Source organism: Phytohabitans houttuyneae (genome assembly GCF_011764425.1).
Lineage (GTDB): Bacteria > Actinomycetota > Actinomycetes > Mycobacteriales > Micromonosporaceae > Phytohabitans > Phytohabitans houttuyneae.
This window is the reverse complement of record NZ_BLPF01000001.1, coordinates 1408411-1431313: the sequence shown is the minus strand read 5'-3', so window position 1 is coordinate 1431313 and position 22903 is coordinate 1408411. Positions and strand designations below refer to the sequence as shown.

18 protein-coding genes and 5 pseudogenes are annotated in these 22903 nt (G+C 72.8%); 17 read left to right on the top strand and 6 right to left on the bottom strand.

What is annotated here, in order from left to right:
- The first annotated feature begins 7 nt into the window (after positions 1 to 7).
- The 12 genes and pseudogenes from Phou_RS06630 (at position 8) to Phou_RS06575 (ending at position 14571) form a co-directional block, all read left to right on the top strand.
- Entirely contained in the window at positions 8 to 1039 is a 1032-nt protein-coding gene (locus Phou_RS06630; RefSeq protein WP_173054477.1) for an MCE family protein, read from the top strand.
- The gene (locus Phou_RS06625) at positions 1036 to 2010 is read left to right on the top strand and encodes an MCE family protein (protein ID WP_173054475.1); all 975 of its coding nucleotides are present in this window, start codon (positions 1036 to 1038) and stop codon (positions 2008 to 2010) included. Before Phou_RS06630 ends, Phou_RS06625 begins: the two co-directional genes overlap by 4 nt.
- Positions 2010 to 3200, top strand: a complete 1191-nt coding sequence (locus Phou_RS06620; RefSeq protein WP_173054473.1) for an MCE family protein — start codon at positions 2010 to 2012, stop codon at positions 3198 to 3200. The genes Phou_RS06625 and Phou_RS06620 overlap by 1 nt, the downstream gene beginning before the upstream one ends.
- The gene (locus tag Phou_RS06615) at positions 3197 to 4639 is read left to right on the top strand and encodes an MCE family protein (protein WP_173054471.1); all 1443 of its coding nucleotides are present in this window, start codon (positions 3197 to 3199) and stop codon (positions 4637 to 4639) included. Before Phou_RS06620 ends, Phou_RS06615 begins: the two co-directional genes overlap by 4 nt.
- Before the next feature lie 2 nt (positions 4640 to 4641).
- Positions 4642 to 5913: an MCE family protein gene (locus tag Phou_RS06610; protein WP_173054469.1), complete on the top strand. Its 1272-nt coding sequence runs from the start codon at positions 4642 to 4644 to the stop codon at positions 5911 to 5913.
- Complete coding sequence (locus tag Phou_RS06605) at positions 5877 to 6521, top strand: Rv1363c family protein (RefSeq protein ID WP_173054467.1); 645 nt, start codon at positions 5877 to 5879, stop codon at positions 6519 to 6521. Before Phou_RS06610 ends, Phou_RS06605 begins: the two co-directional genes overlap by 37 nt.
- Before the next feature lie 11 nt (positions 6522 to 6532).
- Positions 6533 to 7006 carry a hypothetical protein gene (locus Phou_RS06600; protein WP_173054465.1) on the top strand — a complete coding sequence of 158 codons (474 nt, stop codon included), beginning with the start codon at positions 6533 to 6535 and terminating at the stop codon, positions 7004 to 7006.
- Positions 7007 to 7024: 18 nt separating this feature from the next.
- A pseudogene (locus tag Phou_RS55325) lies at positions 7025 to 8907 on the top strand (alpha/beta hydrolase domain-containing protein).
- Between the two features lie 10 nt (positions 8908 to 8917).
- Complete coding sequence (locus tag Phou_RS06585; protein ID WP_173054459.1) at positions 8918 to 9904, top strand: caspase family protein; 987 nt, start codon at positions 8918 to 8920, stop codon at positions 9902 to 9904.
- Between the two features lie 2243 nt (positions 9905 to 12147).
- A pseudogene (locus Phou_RS06580) lies at positions 12148 to 12966 on the top strand (DnaJ C-terminal domain-containing protein); the annotation flags it as partial.
- Positions 12943 to 13341, top strand: coding sequence for a DnaJ C-terminal domain-containing protein (locus Phou_RS56145; RefSeq protein ID WP_503827003.1), 399 nt, complete (start codon positions 12943 to 12945; stop codon positions 13339 to 13341). The pseudogene Phou_RS06580 and the gene Phou_RS56145, both read left to right, overlap by 24 nt.
- A 144-nt stretch (positions 13342 to 13485) precedes the next feature.
- Positions 13486 to 14571: a pectinesterase family protein gene (locus Phou_RS06575; RefSeq protein ID WP_246273330.1), complete on the top strand. Its 1086-nt coding sequence runs from the start codon at positions 13486 to 13488 to the stop codon at positions 14569 to 14571.
- Between the two features lie 107 nt (positions 14572 to 14678).
- On the opposite strand, the gene Phou_RS06570 is transcribed toward Phou_RS06575, so the two are convergent.
- Positions 14679 to 15179 (bottom strand): nucleoside deaminase, encoded by a 501-nt coding sequence (locus tag Phou_RS06570; RefSeq protein WP_173054457.1) that lies wholly within the window; start codon positions 15177 to 15179, stop codon positions 14679 to 14681.
- On the bottom strand, positions 15176 to 15823 hold the full coding sequence (locus Phou_RS06565; RefSeq protein ID WP_246273329.1) for a TetR/AcrR family transcriptional regulator: 648 nt from the start codon (positions 15821 to 15823) through the stop codon (positions 15176 to 15178). Before Phou_RS06565 ends, Phou_RS06570 begins: the two co-directional genes overlap by 4 nt.
- A 59-nt stretch (positions 15824 to 15882) precedes the next feature.
- On the opposite strand from Phou_RS06565, the pseudogene Phou_RS06560 reads away from it, so the two are divergent.
- The 3 genes and pseudogenes from Phou_RS06560 to Phou_RS06550 form a co-directional block, all read left to right on the top strand.
- Positions 15883 to 17259: pseudogene (locus Phou_RS06560) on the top strand (MFS transporter); the annotation flags it as partial.
- 130 nt (positions 17260 to 17389) lie between these two features.
- A pseudogene (locus tag Phou_RS55320) lies at positions 17390 to 17779 on the top strand (permease-like cell division protein FtsX); the annotation flags it as partial.
- A gap of 100 nt (positions 17780 to 17879) precedes the next feature.
- Complete coding sequence (locus tag Phou_RS06550) at positions 17880 to 18431, top strand: SigE family RNA polymerase sigma factor (RefSeq protein ID WP_173054453.1); 552 nt, start codon at positions 17880 to 17882, stop codon at positions 18429 to 18431.
- 7 nt (positions 18432 to 18438) lie between these two features.
- Here the strand turns inward: Phou_RS06550 and Phou_RS06545 are convergent.
- From Phou_RS06545 to Phou_RS52250, 4 genes and pseudogenes are all read right to left on the bottom strand, one after another.
- Positions 18439 to 19068, bottom strand: a pseudogene (locus tag Phou_RS06545) (NADPH-dependent F420 reductase); the annotation flags it as partial.
- Between the two features lie 51 nt (positions 19069 to 19119).
- Positions 19120 to 19503: a VOC family protein gene (locus tag Phou_RS06540; RefSeq protein WP_173054449.1), complete on the bottom strand. Its 384-nt coding sequence runs from the start codon at positions 19501 to 19503 to the stop codon at positions 19120 to 19122.
- A 520-nt stretch (positions 19504 to 20023) separates the two neighbouring features.
- Positions 20024 to 20653: a substrate-binding domain-containing protein gene (locus Phou_RS52255; RefSeq protein WP_246273321.1), complete on the bottom strand. Its 630-nt coding sequence runs from the start codon at positions 20651 to 20653 to the stop codon at positions 20024 to 20026.
- Positions 20654 to 20655: 2 nt separating this feature from the next.
- Positions 20656 to 21063, bottom strand: coding sequence for a LacI family DNA-binding transcriptional regulator (locus tag Phou_RS52250; RefSeq protein ID WP_246273318.1), 408 nt, complete (start codon positions 21061 to 21063; stop codon positions 20656 to 20658).
- Positions 21064 to 21182: 119 nt separating this feature from the next.
- Here Phou_RS52250 and Phou_RS06530 point away from each other — a divergent pair, with 119 nt between their 5' ends.
- A complete protein-coding gene (locus tag Phou_RS06530; RefSeq protein WP_173054447.1) occupies positions 21183 to 22061 on the top strand; it encodes a carbohydrate ABC transporter permease in 879 nt (292 codons plus the stop codon).
- Entirely contained in the window at positions 22058 to 22903 is an 846-nt protein-coding gene (locus Phou_RS06525) for a carbohydrate ABC transporter permease (protein ID WP_173054445.1), read from the top strand. Before Phou_RS06530 ends, Phou_RS06525 begins: the two co-directional genes overlap by 4 nt.

Sequence of the window (22903 nt, the reverse complement as noted above, 5' to 3'; positions counted from 1 at the left end):
GACGGCCATGAGCGTGCGTGGACCGTTGATCAAGCTTGTCGCGTTCGCCGCCGTCACGGTGGTGCTGACCGCGATGCTGGCGCAGACGCTCGGCTCGTTCACCGGCGGCGGTACCGAGTACCGGGCCCGGTTCACCGACGTGACCGGCCTGCTCGAAGGCGACGACGTGCGGATCGCCGGCGTACGGGTGGGGCAGGTCGAGGGCATCGAGGTCGTCGACAACACGGTCGCCGAGGTGGCGTTCACCGTGGACGGCGACATCCCGCTCGCGACGGGCGTCCGCGCGAAGATCCGCTACCGCAACCTCGTCGGCCAGCGGTACGTCGCGCTCAGCGAGGGCCCCGGCGACAGCCGGCCGCTGCCCGCCGGTGGCCTGATCCCGCTCGCGCAGACGACCCCGGCGCTCGACCTGACCACGCTGTTCAACGGGTTCCGGCCGCTGTTCACCGCGCTGTCGCCGGACGACGTCAACAAGCTCGCGTACGAGATCATCCAGGTGCTGCAGGGCGAGGGACCGACGGTGAGCGGCCTGCTGCGGCGCACCGCCTCCCTGACCAACACGCTCGCCGACCGCGACGAGGTCATCGGCCGGGTGGTCACCAACCTCAACGGGGTTCTGTCCACACTGGCCGATCGTGACGAGAGCCTGGACACCACGATCGTCCAGCTGCAGAGCTTCGTCAGCGGGCTCTCCACCGACCGGTTGGCGATCGGCGAGGCCGTCGCCAACCTCGGCGAGCTGACCGGCGCGACAGCCGACCTGCTGACCGACGCCCGCCCGGCCATCCGCTCCGACGTCGCCGCGCTGGAGGAGGTCGCCGGCACGCTCAACCGCAACTCGGACGTCATCGACCGCACGCTCGGCACGCTTCCCGAGAGGTACGAGTCGCTGACCCGGGTCGCGTCGTACGGCTCGTGGTTCAACTTCTTCCTCTGCGACTTCGACGGCCGGGTCACCCTGCCCGGCGCGGGCGCGGTCACCCCGGCCGGCCTCAACTCGCCCGCGGCCCGCTGCGACACCTCGGGAGGCGCCCGATGAAGCGGCACCCCCGCGTCACCGGCGCGGTAAGTCTCGCCATCCTGGCCCTGCTCGTGCTCGCCGCGTTCCGGCTCGACGGCATCACCTCGATCGGCGACCCGGCCTACCGGGCGGCCTTCCGCGACGCGAGCGGCCTGGCGCCCGGCAACGAGGTGCGCGTCGCGGGCGTACGCGTCGGCAAGGTGACCGAGGTCGGCCTCGCGCGCGGCCCAGCCGGCCCGTACGTGCGGGTGCGCTTCCGCCTCGACGACGAAGGCGTGCGCCTGGGCGAGCGGACCGGCGCCACGATCCGCATCAAGACGGTGCTCGGCCAGAAGTACCTCGCGCTCGCGCCCGAAGGGCCGGGCCGGCTGCCCGAGGACGCGGAGATCCCGCTCGACCGCACGGCCGCGCCGTTCGACGTGATCCAGGCGGTGACCGGGCTGGCCGAGACCGTCGACGACATCGACTCCGCGCAGCTGGGGGAGGCGTTCACCACGCTGGCGCAGACGTTCGCGGACACGCCGGCGAGTGTCGAGTCGTCGCTGTCCGGGCTGTCCCGGCTCTCCCGGACCGTCGCCAGCCGCGACGCCGAGCTGCGCGAGCTGCTCGGCCGCGCGCGCACGGTCACCGCGGTGCTGGCCGAGCGGGACGAGGAGTTTCGCAAGCTGGTCGCCGACGGTGACGCGCTGCTGCGCGAGGTGAGCCGCCGCCGGGACGCCATCCACGAGCTGCTCGCCGGCACCAACCAGCTCGCCGCCGAGCTGTCCGGCCTGGTCACCGACAACCGTGAGCGGCTGCGCCCGGCCCTTGACCAGCTGCGTGGCGTCGTGGCGACCCTCCAGCGCAACCGGGACAACCTGACCGCGACCATCGAGGGGATGGCGCCGTTCGTCAACGCGTTCGCCAACGTGGTGGGCAACGGTCGGTGGTTCGACTCGTACGTCCGCGGGCTTCTCCAGCCGTACCAGCCATCGGTCGGGGGTGGCTGATGCGGTGGCGTGTCCCGCTGGCGCTCGCGGTGTCCACAGTGGTCGCCGTCGCGGCGTGCGCGGTCGTGCGGGACGAGCCGGAGCGGCGGCTCGTCGCCCACTTCGACCGCGTGGTCGGCGTGCACCCCGGCTCCGACGTCCGTGTGCTCGGCGTCCGCGTCGGGCGGGTGGTCGCCGTGGAGCCGGAAGGGCGCACCGTGCGGGTCGAGATGCGCTACGACCGCGACTGGCCGGTGCCGGCGGGCGCGCAGGCGGTCATCGTCCCGCCCAGCGTGGTCAGTGACCGGTACGTCCAGCTCACCCCCGCGTACGGCGGTGGTCCGGTCCTCGCCGACGGCGCCGAGCTGCCGGTGGAGCGCACCGCCGCGCCCATGGAGGTCGACGACATCTACCGGGCGCTCGACGACTTCAACCGCGCGCTGGGGCCGCGCGGCGCCAACGCCGACGGCGCGCTGACCGACCTGCTGGCCGCCGGCCGGGCCAACCTGGAAGGCAACGGTGAAGCGCTCGGCGAGACGCTCGACGGGCTGTCCCGCGCGCTCGACACGCTCTCGGACGGGCGGCAGGACCTTTTCGGCACGGTCGGCAACCTCCAGGAGTTCACCACCGCGCTGGCCCGCAGCGACCAGCAGGTCCGCTCGTTCAACGCGCAGCTCGCCGGGGTGGCGCAGCAGCTCGCCGGCGAGCGCGACGAACTGGCCGCCGCGCTGCGGAACCTGGCGACGGCGCTGGCCGACGTGACCACCTTCGTCAGGGAAAACCGCACCGCGCTGGCGTCCAACGTGGACGCGCTCGCCGACGTCACCGGCATCCTCGTGCGCCAGCAGCGCTCGCTCATCGAGATCCTGGACGTGGCGCCGCTCGCACTGTCCAATCTCAACCTCGCGTACAACCCGCGATCAGGCACATTGGACACTCGCGACAACCTGCTCGGCCCGTACGACCCGGCGAGCTTCGTCTGCTCGCTGATGGTCGACCTGCTGCCGGCGCAGAAGGTGGCGCGCAAGTGCTTCCAGCTCGCGCAGACGCTGCAGGCGAAGAAGCTGCCGATGACCGACCAGCTCCGCAAGCTGCTGAAGCTCCCGCCCGCGGCCAAGACCCCCGCGCCCGCACCGGCACCGGCGCCCCAGCCGGAGCCCGTGGACACAGTGGACCGCACGCTCGGCGGGATCCTGCGAGGTACCTCATGAAACAGCAGCCCAAGAAGACGCTCCGCTGCGCTCCACGTTTTCCCGGGGCCCCCGCGACCCTGACCCCGGCGGCACTCGCGCTGGTCCTGCTGGCCGGCGGGTGCGGCCTGCCCAGCCTCGCCGACGTCCCGCTGCCCGGCGGCGCGCCGTCCGGCCCCGGCTACCGCGTCACCGCCGAGTTCGTCGACGTGCTCGACCTCGTCGAGCGGGCCGCCGTGAAGGTCGACGACGTCACCGTCGGCAGCGTCGAGGACATCTCGCTCGACGGCTGGACCGCCAAGGTGCGGCTGCGCCTCGACCGCGGCGTGCGGCTTCCCGCCAACGCGACCGCCGCCGTGCGGCAGACAAGCCTGCTGGGGGAGAAGTTCGTCGCGGTGTCCGCGCCGGTCACCGAGGCGGCGCGGGGCACGCTCACCGACGGTGCCACCATTCCGCTGGTACGGACGAAGCGCGGCGCCGAGGTCGAGGAGGTCCTCGCCGCACTCGGCCTGCTGCTCAACGGCGGCGGCCTCGCCCAGCTCAAGACCATCAGCCAGGAGCTTGGCGGCGCGCTCGACGGCCGCGAGGCCGAGGCGAAGGACGCGCTGCGGCAGCTCGACGCGTTCGTCGGCGGCCTGGACGCGCAGAAGGCCGACCTGGTGCGCGCGATCGACGCGCTGGACCGGCTCACCGGCCGCCTCGACAAGCAGAAGGCGGTCATCGGCGACGCGGTCGACGTGCTCGCGCCCGGCATCACGGTCCTCGCCGAGCAGCGCGAGCAGCTCACCGCCGCGCTGAACGCGTTGGGCGAGCTGGGCAAGGTCGGCAGCCGCGTGATTACCGCGAGCAAGGACGACACGGTCGCCAGCCTCCGCGCGCTCCAGCCGATCCTCGAGCGGCTCGCCGAGGCCGGCGACGCGCTGCCGAAGTCGCTGGACTTCATGCTCTCGTACCCGTTTCCGCCGAACGTGACCGGCGCGATCGTCGGCGACTTCGTCAACCTCTCCATCACCGCCGACCTCGACGCCGCCACGATCCTGTCCAACCTGGTGGCGGCCGCGCCCCGACCGGTGGCCCCGCGCGGCCCCGCCGCTCCGGGATCGGCCGGGCCGTCAGGCGGCGGCGGCCCGTCGAAGGCGCCGCCCGCGAAGCCGGCGCTCCCTGGACAGCTGCCGCCGCTGTGCCTCCCGCTCGACGGGATCCTGCCGCCGCAGTGGGTGCCGCCGAAGGAGTGCGAGCTGCCGGAGGGCTGCAAGCTGCTCAAGCCGGGCTCGCCGCTGCCGCTCGGCGCGCTCGTCGTGCCGAAGGACGGACTGCTGCCGCAGGGCACGGTCTTCCCGGCCGGCACCAAGCTCGCCGCGGGCACGATCCTGACCGTGCAGTGCCTGCTCAACCCCGTAACCGGGGCCGTCGAGGGCATCGTCGGCGGCGTCGGCGACCTGCTCGGCGGGGGAGGCTGACCATGATCCGGACGGGTACGAAGCTCCAGGTGCTCGCGTTCCTCGTCGTGAGCGTGCTCGGCATCGCGTACGTCGCGGTCACCTACGTCGGTCTCGGCGATCGGCTGCTCGGCCGCGGGTACCTCGTGGAGGCCGACTTCGCCGAGGCCGGCGGCATCTTCCCGAACGCGCCGGTCACCTTCCGCGGCTCGCCGGCCGGCCGGGTGACCGCGGTGCGGCTGCACGGCGACGGGGTGCGCGTGCGGATGCGGCTCGACGGCGACGTGCGGGTGCCGGACGCGCTCCGGGCCGTGGTGACGCAGCGTTCCGCGGTCGGCGAGCAGTACCTGGACCTGCGCCCCGAGCGGGACACCGGCCCGTACCTGACCGACGGGTCGGTCATCCCGCGCGACCGCACCGGCACCCCGATCGCCGCCGAGACGCTGCTGGCCAACCTCGACGCGCTGGTCCGCTCGGTCGACCCGGACGACCTCGCGGTGGTCATCGACGAGCTGGGCACCGCGTTCGAGGGGAACGAGACCGCGCTGCGCACGATCCTCGACGCCGGCGACGCGCTGCTGACCGACGCCGCCGCGAGCCTGCCGGAGACCGTCGCGCTGATCCGGGACGGTCGCACGGCGCTCACCGCGCAGGCCGACTCGGCAGGTGCCATCCGCGAGTGGGCGGACGGGCTGGCCAAGCTCGCTGAGACGCTGCGCGACTCCGACGCCGACCTGCGCCGGCTCCTCGCCGTCACCCCGCCGGCCGCCGCGGAGCTCGTCACGCTGCTGCGCGACCTCGAGCCGGCGATCGGCACGCTGCTGGGCAACCTCGTCTCGGTGAACGGTGTCGCCGCCCGCCGGCTGCCCGGCATCGAGCAGATCCTCGTCGTGTACCCGCTCGCGGTCGCCGGCGGCTTCACCGTTACGCCCGGCGACGGCACCGCGCACCTCGGGCTGGTCGTCAACGTCGACGACCCGCCGTCCTGCAAGTACGGCACGTCCACGAAGTGCACCGCCGCCGACCGGGCGCGCGGCTCGGGCGTGCGCAGCACCGCCAACGCCCCGCGCCCGGGCGGCGCCGAACCGGCACCCCGGCCGGGTACGACCCCGCCACCGGGCTCGTCACCGCGGCGGACGGCAGCCCGCTGCGGTTCGGCACGACCGGCGGGCAGGGGCGGCTCGCCGGCGAACAGTCCTGGAAGCAGCTGCTGCTCGCGGGACTCGCACCGTAGCCATTTCTCGTCAGGGAGGCTCTCATGCCCACGCGCGAAGAGCGCACGCTCAAGCTGGTGAAGGGTACCGGCGGCACGGTGACCCGCCGGCGGGCCGTGGTGCGCCGGGTGCCCCGGGTGGAGGAGGACCCGGTCGAGCTGCTCGGCCGCCTGGACGAGGAGCCGGTGGGCGCGGAGCCGGCGGCCGATCGCCGTCCACGGTGGAAGGTCGTCGCCCTGGCCGCCGTGCTCGCCGCCGCCCTGGCCGCCGCCGTGTTGGGCGGCTACCGGTGGTACGGCGACCGCGCGCTGGACAGCGCCCACGAAGGCGCGCTCGCCGCCGCCCGGCAGACCGCCGTCAACTTCGTTTCGGTCAGCGCGTCCAGTGTGGACCGTGACCTCCAGCGGATCGTGGCGGGGGCGACCGGCGACTTCAAGGACGAGTTCGTGCGCGGCCAGGCGCAGGTACGGGCCGCGATCGTGGAAAACAAGGTGGAGTCGGTCGGCACCGTGCTCCGCGCCGGCCTGGTCTCGGGCGACCGCCGCTCGGCGGTGGTGCTCGTCGCGGTCGATGCCACCGTGAAGAACGTCAAGGCGCCCGACGGGCGGCCATCGCACTACCGCATCCAGGTGGACGTCACGCGCGAAGGCGGCGCCTGGCTCGTCTCCCGCTTGCAGTTCGTCGGATGAGGACGGTCTACATGAGACTCAAGCTGCTCCCCGCGCTGGCCGTCGCCGCCGCGCTCGCGGCCGGTGTCGCCGGTGCCGCCTTCTGGAGCCATCACCGGGCCGACCAGCGTGAGGCCGCGGTGCGGCACTCGCTCGCCGCCGCCACGCCGGCGGCAAAGGCCATCTTCTCGTACGACTACCGCACGTTCGACACGAGCGTCGCCAACGGGCGACTCTTCGTCACCGGGGCGTTCGCCGACGAGTACGCGCAGACCACGTCGGCGCTCAAGGAGACGGCCGTCAAGGAGCAGGCCGTCGTCGTGGCCGAGGTCTCCGCGACCGGCGTGGTGGAGGCCGGCGGCGACCGGGTCGAGCTGCTGCTCTACCTCAACCAGTACCGGCGCAACGTGAACACGGCGGGCGAGAAGGTGGACCAGAACCGCGTCGTGCTCACGATGGTGCCGGTCGGCGGCGAGTGGAAGGTCGCCAAGGCCGCGGCGATCTAGTAACCTCAATGCCCAGGCGTGGCACGCGTGGCACCGTGCGCACGCCTGAGTGTGTGGTGCACGCAGTGTTTGCACACCGGCCCGGTGTCGGCGGCGCTGGGACATGACCCGTCACCTGAGGTGAGTCGTGTCCATCCTGCCCTCGTATCGCCGCCTCGTCGCGCTCGGCCTGGCCGGCGCCCTGACCGTCCCCTCGGGCTCGCCGCTCCCGCGAGCGCCGGGGGTGACCGTCCCCGCCCGTCGACCGCCACCGGCGCGAGCGTCGCCGACCCGGTGGTCAGCGGCCCGGTCGTCAGCACCTCACCGGTGGGCGACCCCGCCCACGGCTACCCCTTCCTCGCGACCGACGTGGACCTTGCCGCGGCCGGGTACGTCGAGCACGAGTACACGATCTCCGGCACCGCCACCCGCTACGCGACAAGCGGTACCGGCACCGCGACCGTGACCAGCACCGGGCACCCGTACAGCACGCGGGTCGTGGTGCGCCGCCCGACCTCGGCGAAGAAGTTCAACGGCGTCGTGATCGCCGAGTGGTACAACGTCAGCAACCAGTGGGACCAGGAGGTCGACTGGTTTCAGACGCACGAGCACCTGATCCAGGAGGGGTACGCCTGGGTCGGCGTCTCGGCGCAGCGCGCCGGCCTGCACTCGGCCACCGGACTGAGGGCGTGGAGCCCGGCGCGGTACGGCGCTCTCGACCTCACCGCCGGCGGCGCGATTCTCGACGACACGCTCTCGTACGACGTCTTCAGCCAGGCCGTCAAGGCGGTGCGGCGGCCGGCCGGCGCCGACCCGCTCGGCACGCTGCCGGAGCCGAGCTACGTGATCGCGACCGGCCACTCGCAGTCGGCGGGGCGGCTGGCCAACTACTACAACGGGATCCAGCCGCTGGCGAACGTACTCGATGCCGTCGTTCTGCACGGCGGCGGTGGCGTGCTCCGCACGGACCTGGCCACGCCGGTCTTCCGCATCAACTCGGAGGGTGACATCGCCACGAGTATCCTCCCCCGGCGGCCCGCGCGCAGGCCGAATCGCCCGTGCTGCGGGCCTGGGAGGTGGCCGGCGCGTCGCACGGCGACTGGAAGCTCATCACCGACTACGGCCCGCTGCGCAAGCGGGACATCGGCACGTACCCGGGCGGCTACCCGGGTGAGCCGCAGATCTGCACGCTGCCGTCGCTGTCGCGGGTGCCGCAGCACATGGTGCAGAACGCGGTGTACGACCACACGGTCGAGTGGGTGGCGTACGGCAAGCAGCCGCCGACCGCTCCGAAGATCCAGATGACCGGCACGACACCGCCGGCGATCGCGCGGGACGGGCTGGGCCTCGCGCTCGGCGGCATCCGGCTGGCCCAGCACGAGGCGCCGCTGCGGATCAACAGCGGCACCAACACCGGGCCGGGCTTCTGCTTCCTCGACGGCAGCTCGCTGCCGCTGACCGACGCCCAGCTCGCCACGCTCCACCCCGACCTCGCCTCCTATGTGGACAAGTCGGTCTCGGCCACCCGCGCGGCGATCCGGGCCGGCTACGTGCCGCGGGACGTGACCCGCGACCCCGCCTGGTACTCGGACATCCGGGAGCTGGTGGGGACTACGTGGCCGCCGGCCGCATTCCCGCCCGCACCGGCGCGGACCTCACGCGCGGCCTCCTGCGCGCCGAGCGGCACGGCGTCGCGGGCAACGAGGCGGCGGCGGCCGTGCACCTCCTGCTGGTCGTCGCCGTGTCCTACAGGGACATCCGGGCCGACCGGGCGGCACGTGACGCGGTGCTCAGGCCGGCGCTCGCGCTGGTCACTCTATTGGGGTGAGAACGACCCGTCCGGGCGGGGAGCCTCCCGCCCGGACGGCGTCCGCGCAGTCGTCAACGCGACTGGGGCACGATCTCTGCCGGCCACCCGCTAGTCTGCTGGCCATGCATGGGGTGGGCGACCGGCGTGCGCTCAGCATCGGGGTCAGCCGCTTCGGCCCCGGAGCCGAGCCGGAGGAGGAGGGGCTGCCCGCCGCCTTCGACGCGCTGCCGTTCGCGCCGGACCGGGCGCGTGCCGTCGCCGAGATCATGGGGCGCTTCGGGTACGACAGCGCGGCGCTTGACAAGGTCGACGAGCTTGCCGCCGCGAGCCTCTCCGGCGGCATCTGGAACGCCGCACGCGCCGCCGGCCGGGACGGCGTCCTGGTCGTGCACGTGATCAGCCACGGCATCGTCACCCGCAGCGGTGCGCTCTTCGCGGTCGGCGCCGACGGCTGCCACCACCCGCTCACCGACGTCGGGCGGTGGCTGCAGGACGTAGCCGACTTCGAGCACCACCCGCGCACGCTGTTCCTGCTCGACCTCTGCCACGCCGGCACCGCCGCCCGCCTGCCCTGGCAGCCGGCGCTCGCCGACGGCACCGGCCGGGCCTGGGTGATCGCCGCGTGCGGGCCGAGCGAGGGCGCGTTCAACGGGCGGTTCAGCGAGGCGGTGGTAAACGTGCTGCGCGCGTTCGCCGACCGCGAGATCGCGATCGACCCGGCCCGCCGCCACATCCCGCTGGCCACGGTCGCCCGGGAGATCCGCCGCGAGGTCAAGCGCCTGGCCGAGGCCGACGGCGCGCTCCCGCAGGAGGTCACCGGCAGCCTCGTCGACATCTCGGTGGATCCGCCGAGCCTGCCGTTCTTTCCCAACCCCGGCTTCCTGGAGAGCCCGCGCACGCGGGTCCGGCCCCAGGTCGACGTCGGCGTCGCCCCTTCCTGGACGACGTCGACGAGACCCTCGACCCGCGCCATTTCATGGAGCGGGCGTCCGGCCACGGCTCGCTCGCCGGCGGGCCCGGCGTTGGCTGCTTCAGCGGCCGGCGGCGGGAGCTGCAGGTCCTCTCCGCCTGGCTGGACGGCCACGACGAGGTGCCGCTGCGCGTGGTGACCGGCAGTCCCGGCGTGGGCAAGTCCGCGCTGCTCGGCGTGCTCATCTGCGCGGCGCACCCCGTGCTGCGCGAGCCGACCGAGGCCATCTGGCACCACGTCGACCGCTGGCCGCAGCGCAATCCGGACCTCGTCGCCGTGCACGCGCGGCAGCGGTCGTTCGACGACATCGTCGGCTCGCTGCGCCGGCAGCTCGGCATCGACGGCTCCGGCCTTGTGGACCTTGTCGCGGCCCGCTCGCGGCAGCCCACCCTCGTGGTCGACGCGCTGGACGAGGCCGCGGATCCCGCCCGCATCGTGTCCGAGCTGCTCCTGCCGCTCGCGGCCGCCAGCCGCCCGGACGGACGGCCCGCCTGCCGGCTGCTGGTGGCGATGCGGCCCTGGAAAGAGTTCGACCACCTGCGCGCCGCCGCCGAAGCCGCGGGTGGCCTCATCGACCTCGACTACGTGCCGCTCACGCAGGTCCGCTACGACCTGGAAAACTACGTCAGCGATCTTGTGCGCTGCCACCCGCCGTACGATGAGGTGGCGTACGCGGGCGCCCGGCAGACCTTCGCCGCGGCGGTCGCCACCGCGCTGACCGGGGGCTCACTGAGCGGCGGGGGACAGGAGCCGGGCGCGGTCGCCGGCCGCAAGGCGTGGGGCGAGTTCCTCGTCGCCGGCCTGTACGCGCACCACCTGGTCACGGCGCACGGCCCGATCAGCGACGTCGGCGACGCCAAGGAGCTGGGTTGGCGCGCTCCGCGCACGCTGCCCGAGCTGCTGGAGATCGACCTCGCCGCCCGCACCGGCAGCCACTGGCTGCGGCCGCTGCTCGCCGCCCTGGCGCACACCCGCGGCGACGGCATGCCGGCCCGCGTGGCGGGGCACCTGTCGGTCGTCTTCACCGGCCTCAAGACCGCCGGCGGAGGCCCGGCGCGGCACGAGGTCGCCGAGGCGTTGAAGGCGGCCCGCTTCTACCTGCGCCAGACCACTGACGTCGACGGCACCACCCTCTACCGCCTCTTCCACCAGGGCCTCGCCGACTACCTTGTCGAGCACCCCGTCGAACGCACCCGCCGCGACCGCATCGACCCGCGAGCGGTGCTGGCCGCGCTCGTGGCACCGCTGGAGAGCGCCGACGGGTCGGGCCGGCGGTGGGATGTCGCCGAGCCGTACCTGCTGCGGCACGCGGTGCAGCACGCCGCCGACGCCGGCCTGGTCGGTGAGCTGGTCGCCGACCCCGAGTTCCTCGTGTACGCCGACCCCGCCTACGTCGCCCCGCTCCTCGACGCCTCCGCGCGGCCGCCGCTGAGCGCCGCGGAATACACCGCGCTTGTCGGCCGCTCCAGCCAGAGCAGGCGGCAGTTGCTGGCCCTGTACGCGGCGCGGCAGCACGACCACCGGACCGCCTACCGCCTGGCCAACCCGCCCGGGCAGCCGGCCCTGCCCTGGCAGCCGCTGTGGTCCACCGCGGGTGCCGACCGCGAGATCAGCGCGATCGCCTGCGCCGCCGGCCCCGAGGTCGTCGCGACCGGCGACGCGGCCGGGAGCATCGTGCTGCACGACCGCTACCGGGGCACCGCGCTGCTGCCGCCGCTCGCCGGCCACGAGGCGCCGATCGACGGCCTCGCCTTCGGCACGGTAGGCGGCGTGCTGGCGCTGCTGTCCAGCGACGTCGAGGGAAGATTCCGCCTCTGGGACGGCACCACCGGCCGTTGCCTTCACATTGCCTGGGCCGGGCGTCCCGCGCCCTGCACCTCGCTGGAGCTGCTCACCTTCGCCGGCCGCGTGTTCGTGGCCGCGGGCAACGCCGACCAGGTGATCCTCACCGACCTGGTGACCGGCGAAGATGCGCATCTGCCCGGTGGTTCGTCCGGGGAGATGGCCATCATGGACGGTCGCCTGGTTTCGTTGGCCGGGGCTGCCACCGATGGCGGCTCGACGTTCACGCTGGGCGGTTCGACCTTCGCCGTGGACGGCTCATCGTCCACTCTGGATGGGGCGGCGGAGCCCGAGCTTGTGGTGTGGGACGCGGCAAGCCGCCAGCTGGTCGCGGCCATCCCGATGCCAGCGCCGGTCGAGCGGGTCGCGACCACGCCGGCCGGCGACATCCTCGTGCTCACCGGTGGCCAGGCCCTGCTGCTGGGACACAAGACCGCCGAACCCGAGCCGCCTTCCGCGCCCTCGGACGCGCCGGAGCAGGCGGAGCCTGCCGCCGCCGAGCCGGAGCCGGAAGAACGGTTTGTGGGGCGCCACGCCGTGCCCGACGCTCCACCCGCGGACGGCTCGCAGGCTTCGCACGACGAGATCATGAACGCCTTCTTCGGAAGCAAGAGCCAGGGGCCGCGCGAGCGCACCCGGCCGGGAGCCGACGCGATCCTGCGGCTGGAGCTCGACCTGCACGAGACAGTGTTCGGGGTCGAGGTGCCGATCACGGTGGACACCGCAGTCCTGTGCACCACCTGTGCCGGCGCCGGCGCCGCACCGGGGACCCAGCTCGTCAGCTGCGACCGGTGCGACGGGCGCGGCGAGGTGCAGTCGGTGCAGCGCAGCTTCCTGGGCCAGATCGTCACGCCGCGCCGCTGTACCGCCTGCGAGGGGTACGGCACCGTCATCCCGCACCGCTGTGCCACCTGTGGCGGCGACGGCCGGGTCCGCACCCGCCGCACGCTGACCGTCAAGGTGCCCCCCGGAGTCGAGGACGGCACGCGTGTGCGCCTGGCCCAGCAGGGTGAGGTCGGCCCCGGCGGCGGCACGGCCGGCGACCTCTACGTGGAGATCCACGAGCGGCCGCACGACGTGTTCTCCCGCAAGGGCGACGATCTGCACTGCCGCGTCATGTTGCCGACGACGGCCGCCGCGCTCGGCACCCGCCTGACGATCGAGACGCTCGACGGTGAGAAGAAGATCGACGTCAAGCCCGGCACGCAGCCCGGCGCCCAGCTCCGGCTGCGTGGTTTCGGTGCGCACCACCTGCGCGGCACGGGTCGCGGTGACCTCTACGTCCACCTCGACGCGCGCACGCCTGCCAAGCTGAACAAGGTCGAACGGGAGCTGATGGAGCGGTTCCAGCGGCTTCGACCCGACCTGGGCAGCGTCGAGGTGGTGTCCGAAGCCGCGCCGGGGTCCGACCTGGAGCTTGTGGCCACCGTGCCGATGGCCCTCGCCGCGCTCGGCGCCAAGCTGACTCTGCCCACAAAGGACGGACCGCGGCAGGTCGACGTGCCGGCGGGCGCCCAGCCCGGCCTGACGCTCAGGCTCAAGCGCGTGCGGCTCGGCGCCGGGACCCCCGCCGACGCGAACGTCCGGGTCCGTGTCACGGTGCCGTCCCACCTCACGCCCGCGCAGGAGGCGGTGCTCCGCGACTTTTCCGCGCTCCGCGGCGAGGCGCCGACCACCCAGGTCGAGGACGGCTTCTTCACCAAGATGCGGAAGGCGTTCAACGGGGAGCTGTGACGGGCTCGCATTGATTGACATGTACGTCGGCGTCGCGTAGCGTCCGTCATCGGAAAGCGCTTTCCTGTGCTTTCCGCGCATGGCTGGCCCGACTGACTCCGGGGAGGTTGAGCCAGTTTCGCTCTGTGGAGGACGGTGACGCTCATGCCTGGGCAACCCTCTATGTTCACCGTCCTCCATCGGGCGCGCCTCGGCCTCGCGGCGGCTGCCGGTGCGGTGGTGGCGGCGGTGGGCGTGGTCCCGCCGGCGTCGGCCGCGTGCCCGCCGACGCTTGTCGTGGCGCAGGACGGCAGCGGCGACTACGCGACGGTCCAGGCCGCGATCGACGCGGTGCCGGTGGGCAACACGTCGCGGGTGACCATCCGCGTCCGCCCCGGCACCTACCGGGAGCTTGTCACGGTGCCGGCCACCAAGCCCTTCGTCTCGCTGGTGGGCACCACGGGGCGGGCGACCGACGTCGTCATCACATACGACAACGCGAGCGGCACCCCCAAGCCCGACGGCACCGGCAACTACGGCACGACCGGCAGCTCGTCCGTCTTCGTCGACGGCAACGACTTCGTGGCCAAGCACCTCACGTTCGCCAACTCCTTCGACGAGGCGGCACACGAGTACAGCGCCGAGCAGGCGGTCGCGGTCACCACCCGCGGCGACCGGCTGGTCTTCGACAACGTCAGGTTCCTCGGCAACCAGGACACCCTGCAGCCCAGCAGCCCGAACGCGGCGACGGTCAGCCGCGCCTACTACCGCGACTGCTACATCGAGGGCGACGTCGACTTCATCTTCGGGCGGGGTACGGCGGTCTTCGACCGGTGCGAGATCCGCTCGCTCAACCGCGGCTCGGCGACGAACAACGGCTACGTCACCGCCGCCTCCACGACGATCACCAACCCGTACGGCTACCTCTTCACCCGCTGCCGCCTGACCGCCGCGCCGGGCACGGCCGACCAGAGTGTCCACCTTGGACGCCCGTGGCACCCGAGCGGCGCCCTCGACGCGATCGCGCAGGTCCTCTACCGCGACACGGCGATGGGCCCGCACATCAAGGACGCCCCCTGGACGGACATGTCCGGCTTCTCGTGGCGCGAGGCCCGCTTCGCCGAATACCGCAACAAGGGCCCCGGCGCGACGCTCACGCCCGACCGCCCCCAGCTCGCGCCCGAGTCCGCCCCCGACTACACCGCGCGGCGCTACCTGGCCGGCACCGACGGCTGGAACCCACTGCACTGACCGTCCGCGGGACAAGCCCGAGGCGGGGTGATCGTTGTCCCGAAAACCGCGCTACGGCCGGCGTGTCGCGCAGGTTTCGGGACAATGCTCAAGCACCTGCCACGGGCTCAGGTGGGATCGGCCAGGGTTTGGGCCCAGCGGCGGGCGGGGGAGTCGGGGACTGTGGCGCACCAGCGGCGAAACAGCTCGCGGCTCTCGTCGCGGCGGATGCCTCCGGTCACCAGCGGCGCCGCGAACCACGGTGTCGCCGGGTCCGAGTGCCAGGCCGCGATGGCGGCCGCGCCGCCGTCGGACGGTGACGCCAGTCCGAAGTAGACCTCGCGCACGCCCAACGCCATCGCGGTGCCCATGCACATCAGGCACGGCTCGAGGTTGACCGCGAGGCGCAGGGGATGGGGGCGGGAGCGCCACCCCAGCGCGGCGTCGGCCTCCAGCATCGCGAGCAGGTCGGCGTGGACGAGGCGGCGGCCGAGGGCCTTCTCCTGGGTGTACGCGCGGCCCACGATCTCGTCGCCCAGTGCCACCACGGCGCCGATCGGCTGCTCGCCGGCGGCAAGGCCCTCCTCGGCGACGGACAGCGCGGCCGCCACGAGCTCGTCCGGCGTCATCGGGCGACGCCGCGCACGATGATGTCCAGGCCGGCCTCGAAGCCGCCGCCGGACGGCTTGCCCGCGACCGCCTCGTGGACCTTGTGCATCGTGGGCACCACGGCCGGGTCCATCGCGGCGAGGTGGTCGCCCGTGGCGGCGGGCGTGGCGGCCGAGGCGCCCAGCGCGTAGCCGTTGACGAAGTCGACAAGCGTGCCGGCCGCGTGCACGACGGCGCGGGGCTCCAGGCCGGCGGAGGCCAGCGCGGCGTAGAGCGGCTCGCTGACCTGGATCGCCGCCGCCGAGGCGGCCGCGGCGTCGGTGACGATCTGGAGCACCAGGTTGGGGTGGGCGAGGGCGAGGTCGCGGTAGGCGCGGGCCCACGCGCGCACCCGCTCCTGCCACGGGCCGGCAGCGGCCGGGAAGGGCGCCATCTCGGCGAAGACGGCGTGCACCAGGCCGGAGACCAGCGCCGCCTTGTTGGGCACGTGGTGGTAGATCGACATCGGGTCGACCTGGAGGCGGGCGGCCAGCTTGCGCATGCTCAGCGCCTCGATGCCCTGCTCGTCGACGAGGGCCAGGGCGGCCGCCAGGATCGCGTCCCGGGTGAGGGCGGGCTCGCCCGGGCGGGGCCGGCCGGGGCGGCGGGTGGGTGCGGTTGCCACGCGCTCATCCTACAGCGTAGGGTTTAAATCCTACGGCGTAGGAAACTGGAGGACCCTGCATGGGAACGCGCGCCCGTTGGACCGTGATCGCGCTCTGCGCGGCGCAGTTCGTGCTGATCCTCGACGTGGTGATCATCAATGTGGCCATCCCGTCGATCCGGAGCGACCTCGGGCTGCTCGACAGCCGCGTGCAGCTGACCGCCGCCGCGTACACGGTGACGTTCGGCAGCCTCCTCATCGTCTGCGGCCGCGCCGGCGACATCCTCGGCCGCCGGCGGCTCCTGCTTGCCGGCCTGAGCGTCTTCGTCGTCGCGTCGATCGTGGCCGGCGCCGCGCAGAGCGACTGGCAGCTCTTCGCCGCGCGCGGGCTGCAGGGCGTGGGCGCGGCCATGGTCTCGGCGAACGCGCTCGCCGCCATCACCGCCAGCCTCGCCGAAGGGACGGAGCGCAACTGGGCGCTCGGGCTGTGGGCCGGGGTCGGCTCGGCGGGCGCGATCGCCGGCCAGCTCGTCGGTGGGGCCGTCACGCAGTTTCTCGGCTGGCGATGGATCTTCTTCATCAACGTCCCCATTGGACTGTCCGTGGTGGTCGCGCTGGCATGGCTCGTACCTCATCGCCGGGAAAGAGAACGACCCCGCATGGACCTTGGCGGCGCCCTCCTCCTGGCCGCCGGGTTGGCCGCCGCGATCCTCGCCCTGAGCTGGCTGGCGGAGGGCGGCGCGCGCGGGCGGTCGCTCGCCGCGGCCACCGCGGCGGCCGCGCTGCTCGCCGCCTTCGCCATCGTGGAACGCCGCCAGCCCGCGCCCGTGTTGCGCTTCGCGTTGCTCCGCCTGCCGGGAGTACGGGCGGCGAACGCCACGCTCCTGCTCAACGCGGGCGCGCTCGGCGCCACGCTGTTCTTCCTCACGCTCTACCTGCAGGTGGTGCTCGGCTATCCGCCGCTGGCGGTGGGCGCCGCGTTCGCGCCGGTCACGCTGCTGATCCTGCTGCTGTCCCCGCGCGCGGCGAAGCTCACCACCCGCTTCGGCGTACGCCGCCTGCTCACGACCGGGCTCGCGCTGCTGGCGGCCGGCGCGCTGCTGCTCGCGCGTCTTCCGGCGGGCGGCGACTACTGGACCGACGTGCTGCCCGGCATGATCCTGCTGGCGCTGGGGAGCGGCCTTGCCTACGCGCCCACCTACATCGCGGCCTCCACCGGCGTGGCGCGGGGCGAGCAGGGTGCGGCCTCCGGGCTGGTCAACTCGGCGCAGGAGATCGGCGCCGCGGTCGGCCTCTCGGTGCTCGCGGCGGTGGCCAGCGGATTCGGCGGGTCGGCGCTGGTGGCGGGGTACCGTGCCGGTCTGGTGGGAGCGGCCGCCATGTTCGCGGCGGCGGCCGCTGTCGCCGTCACGGTGCCGCGGGCGCTCGGGCGGGCGGCTGCGACCGAACCACCGGCTCACCCAGTCATAGAGGGGGAAGCCACTCAGATGACAGGAGCGAGCCGTGGACCAGAGCCTGAAAGTGCTCTTCGAGAGGGCGATCGGTGACGAGCCCTTGCCGCCGCCGGGTGACCTGGCGCGGCAGGCCATGGCCGGCGGTCGCCGGAGCCGCCGGCGGCGTCACCTCGCGGTCGGCGGTGCGGCCGGCGTGGTCGCCGCGCTCGCCGCCACCTTCGCCCTGAACGTCACGGCCACCGAGCCGGCCAACCAGACCGCGATGTCGGTCGCCACCCGGCCCGAGTGCCCCCTGCTGGAGACCTCGTTCGCGGTCTTCCTCGAGAACGACATCACCGACGAGCAGCGCGCCGCGCTCGACCAGTGGCTGCGGCACGATCCGCGCGTTCAACAGGTGCGGTACGAGAGCAAGGAAGCGGCGTACGAGAAGTTCCGGCAGCTGTACCGGGACGCGCCCGACCTTGTCGCCGCCGTGAAGCCGGGGCAGCTGCCCGAGGCGTTTCACGTCGACGTCGTACCGGGCGCGCCGCGGCTCGCGCTGCAAGAGGACACGCAGAAGCGGGCCGGCGTCGAGTCCGTCGCGGGCGGCGGGTGTCCCGACGGCCAGCGCCCGGGGAGGGCGAGTGACGCCGTCACCCGGCCCGATCGCGCGCTGGAGCCAGGCGCGGCGCAGGCAGAGGGCGCAGCGGGACGAGGAGTTCACCGCGTTCGTGGCGGCGACAGCGCACCGCCTGCGCCGCACCGCCTACCTCATGTGCGGCGACTGGCACCTCGCCCAGGACCTGACGCAGACGGCGCTCGCCCGCATGTACGCGTCGTGGAACCGTATCTGGCGCGCGGAAAACCTCAACGCGTACAGCCGCCGCGTGCTCATGAACGCGATCTTCGACCAGCGCAAGCGCCGCAGCAGTGGTGAGGTCGTGCTCGCCGAGCTGCCCGACACGGTGCAGCGTCCCGCCGAGGAGGCGGCCGAGCTGCACGTCACGCTGATGCGGGCGCTCGCCACCCTGCCCGTACGCGACCAGGCGATCGTGGTACTCCGCTACTGGGAGGACCACAGCGTGGAGACGGTCGCCGAGATCCTCGACGTCTCCGCCTCGGTGGTGAAGACGCAGAGCGCCCGCGCGCTGACCCGGCTGCGCGCGCTGCTGGGCGAGGAGTTCGTGCGGTCCTGAGCCGGCGCTACCGGCGTGCCGCGTCCAGCCCGTCGCGTACGCCGGCCGCGTCGCGGTCGGCCACGTACACGGGGGTGCCTGGCTGCTGCCGCCAGCTGTCGTCGAGGCCGCCACCGTCGACCGGGTCGAAGCCGAGCTCCTCGATCAGCGCCATCACGATCCGCTTGGCGTCCGCGTCGTCGGAGGCGACGGGCAGCGCGATGCGCGCGGGGTCGCCGGCGGGCCGGCCCTCGGCGAGCAGGTGGCCGGCTTGGATCGTGTTGAACGCCTTCACCACGGTCGCGCCTGGCAGCTGGTCGGCCGTCCAGCGGCTGGACGTCTCCGAGCCGTCGTCGATCGCGCCGATCTGCCCGTCGCGCTGCGGGTAGTAGTTGTCGGCGTCCACGACCACCTTGCCCCGCATCGCGTCCGCGGGCAGGTCGGGCACCGCACGCAGCGGCGTCGCGACGACCACCAGGTCGGCGGACTCGGCCGCCTCCCGCGCGGTGCCGGCGGTCGCGCCGGTCTCCGCGGCGAGGGGCGCGAGCGTGTCCGGGCCGCGCGAGTTGCTGACCGTCACGTCGTGGCCGATGGCTTGCAGGCGGCGGGTGAGCGTGCCGCCGATGTTGCCGGAGCCGATGATGCCGATCTTCATACCGGGTACAACGGCTCGGCGGCGATCGCGCTTACCCGCCGCCGATGTGACAGATCAGACCGGCCCATTCCAGTCAACGAGCTGCACGATCACCCCGTTGGGGTCGCGCACCTGAAAGGCCCGCTCGCCCCACTCCTCGACGGTCAGCGGCATCGTGATCGCGACGCCTTCGGACTGGAGTCTGGCCAGCTCACCCTCCAGATCGTCGACCACGAACGCGAGGATCAGCCCGCGCGCGTGGTCGTCGCGCTGGTCGGCGGGCAGGGAGGGGAGGCCGCGGCGGAGGAAGACGACGTTCATCCCCGCGTCGTCACGCGCGAGTGAGGCGAAGCCGTCGGCGGCCATCACCTCCTGGAAACCGAAGTGCTCGACGAGGAACGCGCTGGAGGCGCCGACGTCGTCGACGTTGAGCGAGACAGCCGATGAGGTGATCTTCATGCCGAATATCGTACACCGTACAGAGATAGCGGCCCTCTGTCGGTCACCGTCGCCTCGGTGGGTGGGGGGCCGCTTGTCACGTTCGGGGTGGCGCTGGCCGGTGGGCTGCTGTTGGCGGGTCCGGCTCGCCCGCGGCCGGCTCGTTGTCGCCTCGGCGGCCGGTCTGAGCATCGGGCTGCCGGCAGGCACCCCACTCTTATCGGCGGTCCGCCGGTTCGGCGACAACACCCGGATCATCGGCGGCAAGCGACACCCTGGCCGAGCGACCAAGGAGTCCCTGGCTGGGGACTCACTAGGTGACGGGCATGCTGCCGGGCGCTCTCAAGCTGGGCGCACCGATGCGCCCATGCAGGGCAACCAACCGCCGCACCTCAGCCCGGGACGAAACCACGCCGGCCGAGGAGTCGCCACGGCCGCGGATCTCTGGCCGATACCCGGCCGGCCGATGTCGGACATCAAGCCGCGTGACCGGCCGGGCGCCACTAGTCGTCGACCCGCCGAAGCTCGGGATCGCGCGGCGTCAAGCGGGCGGTGGCGGCGCCGTGCTCGCGCGGACCACCAGCCGGGTGGGCACCAGCGTCGTGCCGGGCTCGGTGATCTCGTGGCGGATCTGGCGGAGGACGGCCCGCACGCAGAGCCGCCCCACCGCGGTGAAGTCCTGGTGGACGGTGGTCAGGGGCGGGATGAACGAGGCCGCGTCCGGGATGTCGTCGAAGCCGACGACGCTGATGCCGTCCGGCACCCGGCGGCCGCGCTCGTGAAAGGCGCGCAGCAGGCCGAGCGCCATCTGGTCGTTGGCGGCGAAGACCGCGGTGCACTCGGGCTCGGCCGCTAGCTCCAGCCCGGCGCGGTAGCCCGACTCGGCGGACCAGTCGCCGTGCCGCAGCTCGGGGACGGGGCGGCCGGCCTCGGTCAGGATGGCCCGCCACGCGTCCGCGCGGCGCTGGCTGGCGAACGAACCGGCCGGACCGGTCAGGTGCCACACCGTGCGGTGGCCGAGGTCGAGCAGGTGCCGCACCGCCTGGCGGGCGCCGTCGGCCTGGTCGGTGTCCACGACCGTGTACCGGTCGCCGGCGTCCGAGTCGACGACGACCACCTGGGCGCCGGGCGGCAGGCTCACGGTGGCGGCGTCGAGGAGGTGGACTTCCATGATCACGATGACCCCGTCGACGGCCAGCTCGCCGAGCCTCGTGAACGCGCCGAGCAGGCCGTCCTGCGTGGGGACGCGACCGGGATCAGCGTGATCGCGTACCCCTCCTCGGCGGCGTGGTTGGCGATCGCCTCGACCGTGCGGCTGTTGCCGGTGGTGGCGAGCGTGAAGAGGATGACTCCGATGGTCCGGAACTCGCCCCGCTTGAGCGCCCGGGCCGCGCTGTTGGGCCGGTAGCCGAGCTGCTTCATCGCGGCGAGCACCTGCTCGCGCGTGGAGCCGACCACGCCGGGGTGTCCGGTGGAGACGCGGGAGACCGTCTGGGAGGAGACGCCGGCGAGCCGCGCGACGTCGGCCATCGACACGCCGCGCTTGGGCCGCTGCCGCGGCCGCGAGGGCTCCTCCGTCACCGACGAGGCCTCCGGGGTTGACGGTCAGTTGACGGCGGTGACAGTATCACGCGAAATGTTTACGCAAACATTCCAGCATCATGTTTGCGTAAACATAGACGTCGGACGTAGGAGTTCGGATGGTCGGGTCGCGGCGGAGGTCGCTGGCGGGATGGGGTTTCGTCGCACCCTTCCTGGCGGTCTTCGCGCTCGTGTTCCTCGCCCCGATCGGCTACGCGATCTATCTGAGCCTCTTCCGCAACCGCCTCATCGGCGGCAACTCTTTCGTCGGGCTCGACAACTACACGCAGGCGCTGCAGGACGGTGACTTCTGGTCGGCGCTGGGCCGGGTGACGCTCTTCCTGGCCGTCCAGGTGCCGATCATGTTGTTCCTCGCGCTGCTTGTCGCGCTCGCCATCGACAGCGGCAGGCTGTACGGCAAGGGCTTCTTCCGCGTGACGATCTTCCTGCCGTACGCGGTGCCGGCCGTCGTGGCCACGCTGATGTGGGGCTTCATGTACGGCACGCGCTTCGGCCTGATCGGCAACATCAACGAGGCGCTCGGCGTCACGCTGCCCGACCCGCTCTCCCCGGACCTCGTGCTCGCCTCGATCGGCAACATCGTGACCTGGGAGTTCGTCGGGTACAACATGTTGATCTTTTATGCGGCCCTGCGGGTCGTGCCGGCCTCGCTCTACGAGGCGGCCGAGATCGACGGCGCCGGCCAGCTCCGCATCATCCGGGCCATCAAGCTGCCGGCCATCCGCGGCGCGCTGGTGATCGCGACCATCTTCTCGGTGATCGGCAGCTTCCAGCTCTTCAACGAGCCGAGCATCCTGCAGGACCTCGCGCCGAACGCGATCACCACCTACTTCACGCCCAACCTCTACGCGTACTCGCTGTCCTTCTCCGGCCAGCAGTACAACTACTCGGCCGCCGTCGCGATCGTGATGGCCGTGGTCACCATGGTCATCGCGTACGTCGTGCAGCTGCGCGGGATGCGGAGCGAAGACAGATGAGGCGCCGCCGCAGCGTCACGCTCACCGTCCTGACCGGCGTCATGCTGGTGTACAGCCTCATCCCGCTCGTCTGGCTGCTCATCAACTCGACAAAGACGCAGGCCGGCCTCTTCGACTCCTTCGGCCTGTGGTTCCACGGCGACTTCGCGCTGTTCGGCAACATCGCCGACACGCTCACCTACGACGGCGGCATTTTCCTGCGCTGGCTCGGCAACACCCTGCTGTACGTGCTGGTCGGCGCCGGCGGCGCCACCTTTCTCGCGGTCCTCGGCGGGTACGGGCTGGCGAAGTTCGACTTCCCCGGCAAGCGGGCCGTCTTCGCCGTCGTCATCGGCGCGGTGGCCGTGCCCGGCACCGCGCTTGCCGTGCCCACGTTCCTGATGTTCAGCCGGATGGGGCTGACCAACACGCCGTGGTCGGTCATCATCCCGTCGCTCGTCACGCCGTTCGGCCTCTATCTGATGTGGACGTTCGCGGCGGAGGCGATCCCGGACGAGCTGCTCGAGGCGGCGCGCGTCGACGGGGCGAGCGAGCTGGGCACGTTCTTCCGGATCTGCCTGCCGCTGCTCGCGCCCGGGATCGTCACCGTGCTGCTGTTCAGCATGGTCGCGACGTGGAACAACTACTTCCTGCCGCTGATCATGTTGAAGGACCCCGACTGGTACCCCCTCACGGTCGGCCTCAACAGCTGGAACGAACAGGCCGAGACCGCCGGCGGCGAACCCGTCTTCAACCTGATCATCACCGGCTCGCTGCTCACGATCCTCCCGCTCCTGGCCGCGTTCCTGCTGCTGCAGCGCTACTGGCAGTCGGGCCTGGCCGCCGGAAGCGTCAAGCAATAA

Excerpts from the sequence above, each read along its gene's own strand:
- Phou_RS06630 (WP_173054477.1), top strand. The coding sequence starts at position 8 with ATGAGCGTGCGTGGACCGTTGATCAAGCTTGTCGCGTTCGCCGCCGTC.
- Phou_RS06625 (WP_173054475.1), top strand. The coding sequence starts at position 1,036 with ATGAAGCGGCACCCCCGCGTCACCGGCGCGGTAAGTCTCGCCATCCTG.
- Phou_RS06620 (WP_173054473.1), top strand. The coding sequence starts at position 2,010 with ATGCGGTGGCGTGTCCCGCTGGCGCTCGCGGTGTCCACAGTGGTCGCC.
- Phou_RS06615 (WP_173054471.1), top strand. The coding sequence starts at position 3,197 with ATGAAACAGCAGCCCAAGAAGACGCTCCGCTGCGCTCCACGTTTTCCC.
- Phou_RS06610 (WP_173054469.1), top strand. The coding sequence starts at position 4,642 with ATGATCCGGACGGGTACGAAGCTCCAGGTGCTCGCGTTCCTCGTCGTG.
- Phou_RS06605 (WP_173054467.1), top strand. The coding sequence starts at position 5,877 with ATGCCCACGCGCGAAGAGCGCACGCTCAAGCTGGTGAAGGGTACCGGC.
- Phou_RS06600 (WP_173054465.1), top strand. The coding sequence starts at position 6,533 with ATGAGACTCAAGCTGCTCCCCGCGCTGGCCGTCGCCGCCGCGCTCGCG.
- Phou_RS06585 (WP_173054459.1), top strand. The coding sequence starts at position 8,918 with ATGCATGGGGTGGGCGACCGGCGTGCGCTCAGCATCGGGGTCAGCCGC.
- Phou_RS56145 (WP_503827003.1), top strand. The coding sequence starts at position 12,943 with ATGGAGCGGTTCCAGCGGCTTCGACCCGACCTGGGCAGCGTCGAGGTG.
- Phou_RS06575 (WP_246273330.1), top strand. The coding sequence starts at position 13,486 with ATGCCTGGGCAACCCTCTATGTTCACCGTCCTCCATCGGGCGCGCCTC.
- Phou_RS06570 (WP_173054457.1), bottom strand. The coding sequence starts at position 15,179 with ATGACGCCGGACGAGCTCGTGGCGGCCGCGCTGTCCGTCGCCGAGGAG.
- Phou_RS06540 (WP_173054449.1), bottom strand. The coding sequence starts at position 19,503 with ATGAAGATCACCTCATCGGCTGTCTCGCTCAACGTCGACGACGTCGGC.
- Phou_RS52255 (WP_246273321.1), bottom strand. The coding sequence starts at position 20,653 with ATGGAAGTCCACCTCCTCGACGCCGCCACCGTGAGCCTGCCGCCCGGC.
- Phou_RS06530 (WP_173054447.1), top strand. The coding sequence starts at position 21,183 with ATGGTCGGGTCGCGGCGGAGGTCGCTGGCGGGATGGGGTTTCGTCGCA.
- Phou_RS06525 (WP_173054445.1), top strand. The coding sequence starts at position 22,058 with ATGAGGCGCCGCCGCAGCGTCACGCTCACCGTCCTGACCGGCGTCATG.